Here is a 13,630-nt window from a genome sequence, read left to right as displayed (position 1 = left end):
GGGGTTTCTGGTGCGTTGAATCTTGGGCAGAAATTGGCCGTCGGTTTCTACGGCCAAAAAAATAATCTGACTGAAATGCAGAAAGTAAAATATTAAAATGTCATAAAGTGACATTTTCTGGAAGTTTTCTAGAGTAATTTTTAAATAAACCAGAAGTAAGCAACTTATTCTCAAAAGGAGAAACAAATGGCTAAAAATTTGCTGGAACAACTACGAGAAGTAACCATTGTGGTTGCTGATACAGGCGATATTCAAGCAATTGAAAAATTTAGGCCACGGGATGCAACGACTAATCCCTCATTAATTACTGCTGCTGCTCAGATGCCACAATATCAAGAAATTGTGGATGAAACTTTGAAAGCAGCAAGGCAGGAATTGGGAACAGATGCAACCGCTTCAGATGTGGCAAATTTAGCATTTAAGAGACTGGCAGTTGCTTTTGGACTCAAGATTTTACAAATTGTTCCTGGGCGGGTATCTACAGAGGTTGATGCCAGACTATCCTACGATACAGAAGCTACAATAGCTCAAGGACGAGATTTAATTGCTCAATATGAAGCTGCTGGAGTTTCTCGCGATCGCATTTTGATTAAGATTGCTTCTACCTGGGAAGGTATCAAAGCAGCAGAAGTGCTAGAAAAAGAGGGTATTCACTGCAATTTAACTCTACTATTTGGTTTGCACCAGGCGATCGCTTGTGCTGAAGCAGGTGCTACTCTAATTTCTCCTTTTGTGGGACGTATTTTAGATTGGTACAAAAAAGAGACTGGACGGGATTCTTATCCTCCAGCGGAAGATCCTGGTGTATTGTCTGTAAGTAAAGTCTACAACTACTACAAGAAATTCGGTTACAACACCGAAGTTATGGGAGCTAGTTTCCGTAACATTGGGGAAATTACAGAATTAGCAGGTTGTGACTTGTTGACTATTTCTCCAGGATTATTGGGTGAGTTAGAATCAACAACAGGTGACTTACCTACTAAACTTTCTGCTGAGAAAGCTGCTCAGTCTGATGCAGAAAAAATTACAATGGACAAAGACACTTTTGATAAGATGCACGCTGAAGATCGGATGGCATCTCAAAAGTTGGATGAGGGAATTAAAGGTTTCTCTAAAGCATTAGAATCATTGGAAAAACTCTTAGCAGATCGGTTGACTAGCCTAGAAGGAGTTACCCATGCAGCAGAAGATATTTTCCATATCTATGACTTAGATGGTGATGGTTTCATCACTCGTGAAGAGTGGGCAGGAACTGATGCTGTATTTGATGCTCTGGATATCAATAAAGATGGAAAAATCTCTCCAGAAGAAATGGCATCTGGTTTAGGATCTGTGTTCCAATTAGCAAAGGTTTAGTCCTCAGATAGCATTCAGCAATTAGGCAATTTAATTGTTGGACAGTGGGAGCATCCTGCTCCCGTTTCTTGATTTAATTGTGAGCAACAGTGTCACATTGATTAGGACTTATATTACGTTCTGATAATTAGTTATAATCAAATTTTTGTTTGTAGTTTTGCTCTAGCCCCTCAAATACTTATATTAGACATCTCCGAAAAAGATATAGATTCTTTGCTAGAGTAGGGACTAGAGTAGGGAACAAAAAATATATTTTCACGAAAAAGATACGAAAAATGATTTCGGAGAGTCAATCTTATATCAAATCCGGTAGCATCCGTATAAAAAAGCAGAGAAACCGGGTTTATTAAATACCCCACTTTACTAACATCTACCTGCGATAAACCCGGTTTATTATAAAACTTCCATTGCAAAGGGATTTTATATTACAACTCTAGCTTGTCTTAAATTAAAGAGCAAGTTTATTTTCTGGAGAGATCTATTAGGGCTAAAGCCCAACTACGAGCCTAATTATAACTGTTCTACCATAAGCAGAGTTACCACCTCCGGGGCAGATGATATTAATTCTGGTATTTGCAAACCCAATTACTTTCTTTGACGCTTCTTCAGCAAAGAAAATGCTCCAAAAGCAGTAGCAAATAACCCTAATGTTGCAGTAGGTTCTGGTGTAGAGGCATTAGCAGTAAGCTTGACATTATCAACTAAAAGTGCTGACAGACCTAAAGGATCATTTGCATCTGCAACCCCAAAACCTAGAGTATAAGTTCCAGTCTCAAGAATTTCATAAGAAAAACTTTGATATCCTGTTTCTTCAACAAAGGTAGTGAGAGACTCAACAAATGGAGAGAAAGTATCAGCTAATAAATCTAAACCTGAAAGAGAAACAAAAGAAAAATCATTGAAAATAATTTCAGGGGTACATTCAAATGTACATTCATTTGTCAAAAAGTTAAAATCAAATGTTAGAATATCTCCAGCATTTGCCAGAAAAGTCTGCTTGATAGCAGAACCTTCAAAAGGGAAACTACTTGAGAAAATTGCTAAATCTCCTTGATCTAACTCCAAGAATTGTTCAATCTCATAATCAGGTACAGCAAGTAGCTCGTTCAGAATTAAGGCATTAGACTCACCATCTGAGGGTGTTGTACCAAAATCACTATCCTGTATAGTAGCAGCACCAAGTATACTCCAGTCATTTAAACCATTTTCAAAACTACCATTCTTAATTCCATATACAGGCTCTGGTTGAGGTTCAATAGGGGGTGGTAGAGGTATAAAATCACCCACAAACTGACCACCATTCTCTTCTATAAATAGGCGGTTTTCTGTAACTCCAGTAAACCAAGATACATCACCAAATTGGCTGGTTTCAGAGGAACCACCAGAAAGAACACCAGCAATTAATAACTCCCCATCTTTTTCTACCAGAAGCGGACTACCACTATCACCACCAGCAGTAGTTCCTTCATTTGTTAGAGGTAAAGAACTGCTACCGAAACCGAATAAGGTGTTATTATTAGTTCCATCATCAAAATCAAGGTTGAAAATATTTGAGCCAAAGGTATTATTAAATAATGGCTCAAAACCACCACCAAAGAAATCAATAGTATTTTCAGCGCTCCAACGCAGTCCATCCGCGGTAAACTCATGACCAACGCTACCTAAACCATTCAAACCAAAACCAACTATAGTGGCATCACTTCCAATTAGGTCTTCGGGGTTGAAACCAAATAATTTTAAAGGATCAATTGAGTCTGGAGCTGCTTCGGCAAGTTCAAGTATAGCAATATCTGTACCATCTAATAGACCAAAGGTAGAATCTTGGAAAATGTTACTTACGGAAATATTAGCTAATATGCTATTTTCTGCATCATCATCTCGAAACGAAACACTCAATTCATCATCAGGGAAAAGATACTGAACACAATGTTGGGCAGTGAGTACATAATTATCTGCAATTAGTGAACCAGTACAACCACTTTCAAATTCACCTGTTTCAAAGTTTCTGAACAAAATGTCAGTTACAGCCGTAAAAGGGGCACCCAGCGACTGAGCAGTGCTAGCCCCTACCGTATCATTTATTACTATGCTTTTTACAGGCGATTGAAAACTTTGACTTGCTATTAGACCAAGTACACAACGCAGAGCTATTTGGCTAATCTGAATATTTTTGCAAGATTTGACTATAGAAAGGTTAAATATTTTTTGTTGTTTTAAATTGTTGGAAAAGTAGATGCCCATTGCCTGATTCCTTTTATTTATAATTTAAGTTTTAATTTAAGGGGAATGACACCAAATGTGTCTGACCCTCATAATTTATTCTTGTAAATAAGGATAGCAATTTTACTTACACGATGGCAATATTACTTAAGTAAGGAATTTTTTTTAAAATTACATTAGTGTAAAATTTGTAAATATATTGAGGGTGGGAGCTTGAGCAAATATAGAGGATAAAAATATTAAAAATTTTTGATTAAAACTTTATCAAAGCTTGATAAATTTAACTGGCATGATGTAGTTTTTAAGGTTAGGCTTAATTATTATTGAACTAAGTTTTAGTTGTTATACCAGTTGGATAGATCAATTTTTGCTACACATATTTGTTTTCTGTTGCCTATAACCAGAAAAAGAGGAACATAGAAGATACAAAATACGCACCTATTTGACACAAAAAAAGTAGGGGTTTGGTCACCAAAGCCCTACTTTCTCCCTCTAAAAAGAGTCAATGTAGCAATATTTTTTGAAACTGCGATTATCGCGTTATGGGCAAGGCAAAAGTCAAAAATAATCTATGACTGAGGCATGAGAATTTAGAAATGTCCCTGCTCTTTGCTTCGATTGCTATATTATATTATGTGCCCCCTTCGGGGGAGCTACGAATTGCGGTTAAATAGTTATTATAATTACAGTTCGTAGTAGGGCTTCAGCCCTATCTACAGTTCGGGCTGAAGCCCTACTACAAACCATATACTTTATTATAAGTGATTATCCGTTAGCGTAGCTCCCCCGGAGGGGGCACATGATATTACGAAATTACGAAGTCGGGTTTATAAGTAATAGGCCATAAATATTTGATGGAAACAAATATAGCGCTACGCGCTAGGGAATAGCGGTGCGACCCCGGGTCGGTGTCAGACGCAAGCGGTCAGACCCCGCGTCGCCGTCAGGCGCAAGCAGTCGGAACCCGCGTCGGCGTCTGACGCAAGGGAATGCTGACCAAGAGAGGGAATAGGGAATAGTAAACTGTCAAAAGGTTTCAAGATTTAAAAATCTCCTAACCTTAATGCGTAGTGCTATAAACCCGATTTATGGATTTAGCTATATTTTAGGAAAAATATAATATTTTATACTATACCCTGAATAAATTACCGATGGTAAAGTTGAGTCATGTTTAGTAAGCGATCACTCAATTCTTGACTTAAAAGCTCTGAAGTGGTATAACGCCACCGCCACTGTCCGGGATTAATACTAGGGTCGTTCATGCGAGCGCGGTTATCCAGAGAAAGAATATCTTGTAGAGGGAATATTGCCATGTCAGCTACAGAAGAAGAAGCCAAACGTATGAAAGACCAATTGATTTCTGGGATATCGCTATCAGAGTTATAAGCCAGATATCGAGTAACGTGTCGTTTTTCCTCCTGGGTAGCTTTAGACCACCAACCAAGAGTAGTATCATTATCGTGAGTTCCTGTGTAAACTATACAGTTGTTGATGTAACAGTGAGGTAAATAGGGATTATTTACATCTCCACCAAAAGCAAACAATAATATTCGCATTCCTGGAAATTCAAAGTGATCGCGCATTGCTTCTACTTCAGAAGTAATAATTCCTAAATCTTCTGCTAGAATCGGTAGACTGCCTAGAGTTTCCCGTAATTTTTCAAAAAATTTATAACCAGGCGCTTTCACCCATTCCCCATTAATAGCATTTTCTTCCCCTGCTGGCACTCGCCAAAAAGCTTCAAAACCCCGAAAATGGTCAATTCGCACAATATCTACATATTGTAAAGTTGCTCTGAATCTTTCGATCCACCAAGCAAAGTTAGTCTTTATCAAGTTTTCCCATTTATAGACAGGATTTCCCCATAATTGCCCAGTCGCGCTAAAGTAGTCTGGTGGTACTCCTGCTTTCCATGCAGTTTCTAAAGTTTCTGGGTTGAGTTCAAAATTTTCTGGGTGACTCCAAACTTCGGCACTATGATGGCATACATAAATGGAAACATCACCAATAATTTTGATATTTTTCTCGTTACAATATTGGCGCAGGTTTTTCCATTGCTCAAAAAACTGAAATTGCAGAAACTGATGATATTGAATCTTATCATTTAGAATTTCAGTTGCTATTTTTATAGCATTAGGTTCTCGACGTGCTAAACCTGGTTCCCATTGATTCCATGTTTTGTCTGGGTTTGCTTCATGCAATGCCATAAATAAAGTATAGTCATCTAACCAGTAAGATTGTTCTTCACAAAAGGTTTCGTATTCTGAAGGAATATCTTGTTTGAAGCGATCGTAAGCTTGTTGAAAATATTTAGTTTTGTGGGGAATGACTTCGGCAAAATTTACTCTACTGTATGCGGGTTCACCTTCTGAGGGTAAAGGTGTGAGTTCATCAGCATTTAATAATCCTTTTTCTGCCAATATATCCAGACTAATTAATAGAGGATTTCCAGCAAAGGCGCTAAAATTCATGGTATAGGGCGAATGTTCATAACCTGTTGGACCAAGGGGTAATATTTGCCAGATTTTTTGCCCACTTCTTACCAAAAAGTCAATAAACTCATAAGCTGATTTACCTAAATCACCGATACCAAATCTACTGGGTAAACTGGTGGGGTGTAGGATGATCCCACTTGCACGTTCAAAAGTCATAGTATTTTTTATATGTCAATAATACTTAAATTTTAGCAGATCGTGCAGTTTCTAACCAAAAATAAGTATAAATGAGAGCAATATTTCGGAACTATAAAAATTATAATTTTAAGTAACTAAAAGTCACAAAAATTTACAGAATACTTTTTAGTAGCATGAACTTTGAATTTCTACTTATATATAGAACAAAAACTAATTTTTTTTTTACTATACTATTAAGTAGTAACTATTTCACCTGAGAAATTCTTGCTATGTAGTCATAATTAATCTAAATAGAATATATTATCTCTAATTAAATTAACTCATGCAGAAAATTCTCAACTATCAAATCCTAGAACAAATATATGCCAGCGATAGGACTGTTGTTTATCGCGCCTATGAAGAATTATTTCAAAAACCAGTTATTCTCAAATTACCAAATTATCCTTATCCTAATTTCAAGCATTTAACTCAATATCGCAACGCTTATACCCTGGTGAAAAACTTGAACTTTCCAGGAGTTGTAAAAATGCTAGCTCTGGAAAAATTTGAGCAACGTTTAATGTTAGTAATGGAAGATTTTGGCGGTATATCTCTTGACAAATATCTAAGTAACCAAGACTCCTCTAATTTAAACATTATTTCTATAGAAATCAGTCAATTTTTTCAGATTGCTTTACAAATAATTAACCCCCTAGAAAAATTACACCAAAATCAAATAATTCATAAAGACATTAAACCCCAAAATATCGTCATTAATCCCCACACAAAAAAAATCCAAATCATAGATTTTAGTAGCACAACTAAACTACCTAAAGAAACTCCAGAAATCCGCAATCCTAATACCTTGGAAGGAACCCTGGCTTACATATCACCAGAACAAACAGGAAGAATGAATAGAGGTATTGATTATCGAAGTGATTTCTATTCATTAGGGGCAACATTTTATCAACTTTTAACAGGGCAACTTCCTTTTACTTCAGAAGACCCAATGGAATTAGTTCATTGTCATATTGCCAGGACTCCTAAATCCATAGTTGACATTAATTTAAACATACCAGAGCCTCTCAATGATATAGTATTCAAATTGATGGCAAAAATCCCAGAGAACCGTTATCAAACATTAGCAGGATTACGATACGATCTAGAAAAATGTCAGTATAAATGGGAAAAAAATCGGTCAATAAAATTATTTGAGTTAGGCACAAAAGACCGTAGAAACAGTTTGATTATCTCAGAAAAACTCTATGGCAGAGAGAAAGAAGTAGATGAATTACTCACAGCATTTGACAGAGTTGCTGAACGAGAAAAATCTCAAACTGAATTGATATTAGTGGGAGGATTTTCTGGGATTGGTAAATCAGCATTAGTGAATGAAGTTCATAAACCAATAGTTGAGAAAAGAGGTTATTTTATTACTGGAAAATTTGACCAGTTTCAACGAAATATTCCTTTTTTAGCTTGGTTAAATGCTTTGGCAGAATTGATCAAACAAATCCTCAGTGAACCAGAAGAAAAATTACAAGCATTCGCCTGTAAATTACAGGAAGTCTTAGGAGAAGAAGCACAAGTAATTATTGATGTTATACCAGAACTAGAATTATTAATAGGTCAACAACCTCTCGCCACAGAATTATCTCCCAGTGCAGCAGAAAATCGCTTCAATTTATTATTTTTAAAATTTATATCTGTATTTGCTCAAGCAGAGCATCCGCTAGTTATATTTTTAGATGACTTACAGTGGGCCGATTTAGCATCACTAAAGTTGATAAAATTAGTGATGGAAAAAACAGAAATTAACTATTTATTACTGATGGGAGCCTACAGAGATAATGAAGTAAATGCCGGGCATCCTTTCACGTTAACTATCGAAGAAATAAAAAAAACTGGAGCAATTATTAATCAAATAATTCTGTCACCTTTAAGTAAATCAGCACTAAATAATTTGGTGGCTGATACTATCAATTATTCTTTAGAGGAATCATTGCTACTTACAGAAGAAATTTATCTAAAAACAGCAGGCAATCCATTTTTTGCGACTCAATTTATCAAATATTTGTATAAAGAAGGATTAATTTATGATAATTATCAACAGGGTAAATGGTTATTCAATTTAGCAAAAATCAAAATATTAGCAGCCACAGGAGATGTAGTAGAATTAATGGCTACTCAAATCCAAAAACTCTCCTTATATACTCAAGAATTATTAAAATTAGCAGCTTGTATAAGTAATGAGTTTGACTTAAAAACTCTATCTATTGTGTATGAAAAATCTCTGGGTGAAACTGCCTTATATTTGTGGAATGCTTTATCAGAAGGATTAATTTTACCAGCAGATGAAAGATACAAATTTTATCAGGAAGAAAACGATGATAATTTGCCAGAAATAAAAGATGTAGAAACACCGATTTATCATTTTCTCCACGATCGGGTGCAACAAGCAGCTTACAGTCTAATTCCAGAACAAAAAAAGCAAGAAACTCATCTAAAAATTGGCAGATTACTCTTAAAAAATACGGCGAATTATGAACTAGAAGAAAATCTTTTTGAAATTGTAAATCAACTCAACTATGGCGTGGGATTAATTAGAGAAAAAGATGCTAGAGAAAACTTGGCAAGTTTCAATTTAAGAGCAGGAATAAAAGCGAAAGTATCAACTGCTTATAAATCAGCAATATCTTATTTAAATACAGGGATAAATGTACTCACTGAAAATAGTTGGTTAAACCAATATAAACTAACATTAGCACTACATGAAGAAGCAACAGAAGCTAATTACTTAAATGGTGAGTTTGAAGAAATGGAAAAATTAGTCGATATTGTCTTAGAAAAAGCTAATAATCTCTTGGATAAAGTCAAAGTTTATGAAATAAAAATACAAGCTTGTATTGCTCAGACTAAACTACAAGAAGCTCTGAAAATCGGCTTATTTGTTTTAGAACTACTTGGTATTAGCTTTCCTACAAATCCAACAGCATCAGATATTCAAGAATGTTTACAAAAAACTCAAGGCAAATTGAGAGGAAAAAATATCGCAGAATTGATTCATTTACCATTGTTGCAAGACCAAGAAAAATTAGCAGCAATGCGGATACTATCATTACTGTTTTCCATCGCATTTGTCAGCAAGCCAGAGTTATTACCGCTGATTCTTTGTGAACCAATTAATGTATCTCTAGAGTCAGGAATATCTCCATTATTTGCTTTTTCTTCTGCTAACTACGGTTTACTTTTATGTGCTATAGAACAAGAAATAGATACTGGATATCAGTTTGGTAAACTTGCTTACGAACTCCTAGAAAAATTTAATAGTAAAGACCTAAAAACTAAAGTATTTCAAGTAGTGTGCATTGGTATAGAACATTGTAAAAATCATGTTCGTGAAACTCTTCCTCATTTGCGAGAAGCTTATAAAATAGGTTTAGAAACGGGAGATTTAGAATATGCTGCTTATAGTATTCTTCACTACTGTAGTTTCTCTTACTCGGCAGGTATATCTCTAGATGAACTCAAGGGAGAAATAGCAAATTATAGCAATTCTCTCAAGCAGCTTAAACAAGAAAATAATTATTATTATAATCAAATTTTTCATCAAGCTATTCTCAATTTACTAGGTGATGCAGAAAATCATGAATTATTATCAGGCAGTGCTTTTAATGAAGAAAATTTTATTCCTTTCTATGAAAATATTAATGACAGTTATGCTTTATTTCAAATCTACTTCAATAAATTAATTCTATCTTATTTACTAGGCAATTTTCAAAACGCCAAACATTATGAAGTCTTAACGGAAAAATATATTGGTGGTGTAACAGGATTATTTTGTATTCCAGTATATTACTTTTATAGTTCACTAGCTAAACTAGCTTTTTACCCAGAAGCTACAGTTGACAAACGAAAGCAAATACTAGAGGAAGTAAACGCCAATGAAGCAAAAATAAAATTCTGGGCACAACACGCACCTACAAACCACTCCCACAAATACTATTTAATAGAAGCAGAAAAACAAAGAATACTGGGAGACAAAATAGCAGCTATTGAAGCTTACGAACAAGCGATCGCCGGAGCTACAGAAAATAAATATATTCAAGAAGCAGCTCTAGCAAATGAACTCTATGCCAAATTCTATTTGGAGTGGGGTAAAACAAAAATTGCACAAACCTACATGATCGAAGCATACTATGGGTATCTTGACTGGGGAGCAGTAGTCAAAATTAAAGATTTAGAAAAACGCTATCCACAACTACTCGCCCTAATTTTGGTTCGCTCTTCTGAAAATAACAAACTCTTAAGCAACAGTATTACCCTTTCTCATACTGCCACTACCAATAGGGAAAATATCCTCGATCTAGCAACTGTAGTCAAAGCTTCTCAAAGTCTGTCTGGAGAAGTAAAGTTAGAAAATTTACTCTCAACCTTAATTGAACTGATGATGGAAAATGCTGGGGCACAAAAATGCGCTCTCATCCTACTTCAAGATCAAGAGTTAATACTTGAAGCAATGAGTCATATTTTAGATATAGCTATCTCTAGTGATAGTCACCAATATCTGCCAAATTTCCAACGCCCTCAAGTACCGGTTTCAGCAACTCAAGAATTACCTCAAACATTAATTAACTATGTCTGGCGAACTCAAAAATTTCAGGTATTCGATGATGTAACTAGGGAAGCAACCTGGTTACATGACTCCTATCTTAAACAACAACAACCTCAATCTATATTATGTACTCCTATTACCAAGCAAGGTAAACCCATAGGTATTATCTATTTAGAAAATAATTTAACAACAGGTGCATTTACTCCCCAAAGATTACAGTTATTAGAAATGATTACTACCCAAGCAGCAATTTCTCTAGAAAATGCTTTTCTTTACGATACTTTAGAACAAAAAATCGAGCGACGCACCCAACAATTAAATGAAAAAAATCAAACTTTAGCTCAAACCCTAGAAGAATTAAACAAAAAAAATCAAACTTTAGCTCAAACCCTAAAAGAATTAAAAAAGACTCAAACTCAACTAATTCAATCCGAAAAAATGTCATCTTTAGGACAGTTAGTAGCAGGAGTTGCCCACGAAATCAATAATCCAGTCAACTTTATTTATGGCAATATCAAATATACTCAAGAACACGCTGATAATTTATTAGAAATCATTCAAGTTTATCAGAAAAATTATCCAGAACCTGTAGATGAAGTTATAGATATTATTGAAGATGTGGATTTAGATTTTTTAGTTGGAGATTTGCCAAAAATATTAACTTCAATGCAAGTAGGAGCCGATCGAATTAAAGAAATTGTCCAATCTTTACGCAATTTTTCTCGTCTGGATGAATCAGAAGTTAAGAATGTAGATATACATGAAGGCATAGATTCTACTCTAATGATTCTCGAAAGTACCTTTAAAGCAAAACCCCATGAATTGGAAATTAAAGTTGTTAAAAATTATGGTCAATTGACTAAGGTAAGATGCTATCCGGGAGAACTAAATCAGGTATTTATGAATATTATTGGTAATGCTATTGATGCACTACAACCAATGAGAAGTAAAAAAAATAATTCCTCTCCTCAAATTACTATTACTACAGAAATAGAAGCAGCAAAATTTGTGATAATTCGGATTGCTGATAATGGTATGGGTATGAGTGAAGCAGTACAAAAGCGCATATTTGACCCTTTCTACACGACAAAAGAAGTAGGGAAAGGTACAGGGTTAGGTTTAGCAATTAGTTATCAAGTTATTGTAGAGCGTCATGGGGGACAATTAGAATGTATTTCTACTCCAGGAGAAGGTTCAGAATTTTTGATATCAATTCCTCTTTGAAGGAAGAAGGAAGAGGGAAGAGAGAAGAAGGAAGAGGGAAGAAGGAAGAGGGAAGAAATGTTGAATGTTAATAAAAAAAACTTAAAAATTTAGGTGTCTATTCAGCCAGAGGTATCAGATATACAAGGTAGATAAATCGTGAATAAACTGCCTTTGCCTAGTTGACTTTTGACGGTAATATCTCCTTGATGATGATGGGAGATTGCCCTGGCAATAGCCAAACCCAGTCCAGTTCCTCCCGTTTTTCGATCACGATGGCTGTCAACGCGGTAGAAGCGCTCAAAAATACGAGCTTGTTCTGAGGGGAGAATGCCAATACCTGTGTCTTTGACAGTAATGAATGCCTTACGATCACGAGTTGTTAAACTAACCACAACTTTACCGCCACTTGAGGTATAATAAATTGCATTAGCAATTAAGTTTGATACCAAACGATACAACTGAGGCTCATTCCCAAAAACATAAATTTCTTCATCAGGAATTTGACTGATTAGCTCAATTTTAGCGAAGCTTGCCAGTTCTAAAAATTCCTCACTCAAATCGCCGATCAAATCGTTTAAACAACAGCGTTGAAAAAGCTGAGGTGATAATGAATTATGTTCGAGGCTGGTCAAAAATAGTAAGTCTGCAATTAAATTGCTCAAGCGTCGTCCTTGTCGTTCTACTGTTTGGAGCATGGTCTTGATATTTTGCGGATTCGATTCTGGTATTCGTAAAATAGCTTCCACAGTGGCTAAGAGACTAGCAAGTGGCGATCGTAATTCGTGGGCTGCATTCGCAGTGAACTCTTTTTGTTGCTGGTAGGACTCGTAAATAGGCTGCATTGCCAATCCTGAAAGCCACCAACCAGAAATACCCACCCCACTTAAAGCAATAGGAAACCAGAATGCTAAAATCCATTGGAACTGCTTGACTTCAACATCGAAAGATTCTAAGGTTCGCCCAATTTGTAAGTAACCCCAGGAGGAGGCAGGATTACTGCTATTGACTCCTTGATCGGCAGCAGCACTGTGTAGAATAATCGTGAATTGACGGTAGCGAATACCATTGTTACTCCGAAGTGTTTGCCAAGAAAGAGAGTGCAAAGTTTGAGTTAGTTTTGTGGGTTGATTAGGTGAAAATGCCAGCAGATTTCCTCCGTCATCAAATAGACGAATGTAGTAAGTCTGGCGATCGCTAATTCCAATAGTATGTCGTTGGATTAGAGTAGGGTTGGTATTACAGGTTTGCCCAACCACACACAATTCTGGAAAAATTTGCTGTAAAACTAGAGTGGGAGCTTCTGAAATCGGTAACATGGGTTCAAGGCTATCATGTAGTGTTCCAGCAATAGACTCAATTTCCTGTTCCAAGGCTGCCCATTTGGCTTGAACCAACGCTCGATACATACCATATCCAGATAGGCTTAAAATTACCCCCATGACTAGAGCATACCAGAGTGCTAAACGTAAACGACTGTGGCGAAACAGTTGATGGCTATTCATTGTGTTTTTTCTCTAGATAGGGCTTGCTGATTCAATTTGAAATTATTTACACATAAGGGTTTCAGCATTTGGTTGAAAAAGTACCTGGTTTTGAGCTGCTTCATGCTCAAAAAGTTAGG

Annotated in this window: 5 protein-coding genes; 2 read left to right on the top strand and 3 right to left on the bottom strand. The window is 35.8% G+C overall.

Annotated elements, in window-relative coordinates; translation table 11 throughout:
- Positions 1-186 precede the first annotated feature (186 nt).
- Positions 187-1,356 carry a transaldolase gene (locus ACP6PL_RS07505; RefSeq protein WP_426544140.1) on the top strand — a complete coding sequence of 390 codons (1,170 nt, stop codon included), beginning with the start codon at positions 187-189 and terminating at the stop codon, positions 1,354-1,356.
- Between the two features lie 585 nt (positions 1,357-1,941).
- Here the strand turns inward: ACP6PL_RS07505 and ACP6PL_RS07500 are convergent.
- A complete protein-coding gene (locus ACP6PL_RS07500; RefSeq protein WP_426544138.1) occupies positions 1,942-3,597 on the bottom strand; it encodes a trypsin-like serine protease in 1,656 nt (551 codons plus the stop codon).
- Positions 3,598-4,721: 1,124 nt separating this feature from the next.
- Positions 4,722-6,227 (bottom strand): 4-alpha-glucanotransferase, encoded by a 1,506-nt coding sequence (malQ, locus tag ACP6PL_RS07495; RefSeq protein WP_426544136.1) that lies wholly within the window; start codon positions 6,225-6,227, stop codon positions 4,722-4,724.
- 304 nt (positions 6,228-6,531) lie between these two features.
- On the opposite strand from malQ, the gene ACP6PL_RS07490 reads away from it, so the two are divergent.
- On the top strand, positions 6,532-12,027 hold the full coding sequence (locus ACP6PL_RS07490) for an ATP-binding sensor histidine kinase (RefSeq protein WP_426544134.1): 5,496 nt from the start codon (positions 6,532-6,534) through the stop codon (positions 12,025-12,027).
- Positions 12,028-12,128: 101 nt separating this feature from the next.
- Here the strand turns inward: ACP6PL_RS07490 and rppB are convergent, their stop codons facing one another.
- Entirely contained in the window at positions 12,129-13,511 is a 1,383-nt protein-coding gene (rppB, locus tag ACP6PL_RS07485) for a two-component system sensor histidine kinase RppB (protein ID WP_426544132.1), read from the bottom strand.
- Between the last annotated feature and the right edge of the window lie 119 nt (positions 13,512-13,630).

It is taken from the genome of Dapis purpurea BLCC-M126 (assembly GCF_050015975.1).
Classification (GTDB): Bacteria; Cyanobacteriota; Cyanobacteriia; order Cyanobacteriales; family Microcoleaceae; genus Trichodesmium.
Note: the sequence above shows the minus strand (reverse complement) of the source record. Positions and strands in the feature narration are given on the sequence as shown.

Coding starts and splice junctions, on each gene's coding strand:
- rppB (WP_426544132.1), bottom strand. CDS start 13,511: ATGAATAGCCATCAACTGTTTCGCCACAGTCGTTTACGTTTAGCACTC.
- malQ (WP_426544136.1), bottom strand. CDS start 6,227: ATGACTTTTGAACGTGCAAGTGGGATCATCCTACACCCCACCAGTTTA.
- ACP6PL_RS07500 (WP_426544138.1), bottom strand. CDS start 3,597: ATGGGCATCTACTTTTCCAACAATTTAAAACAACAAAAAATATTTAAC.
- ACP6PL_RS07505 (WP_426544140.1), top strand. CDS start 187: ATGGCTAAAAATTTGCTGGAACAACTACGAGAAGTAACCATTGTGGTT.
- ACP6PL_RS07490 (WP_426544134.1), top strand. CDS start 6,532: ATGCAGAAAATTCTCAACTATCAAATCCTAGAACAAATATATGCCAGC.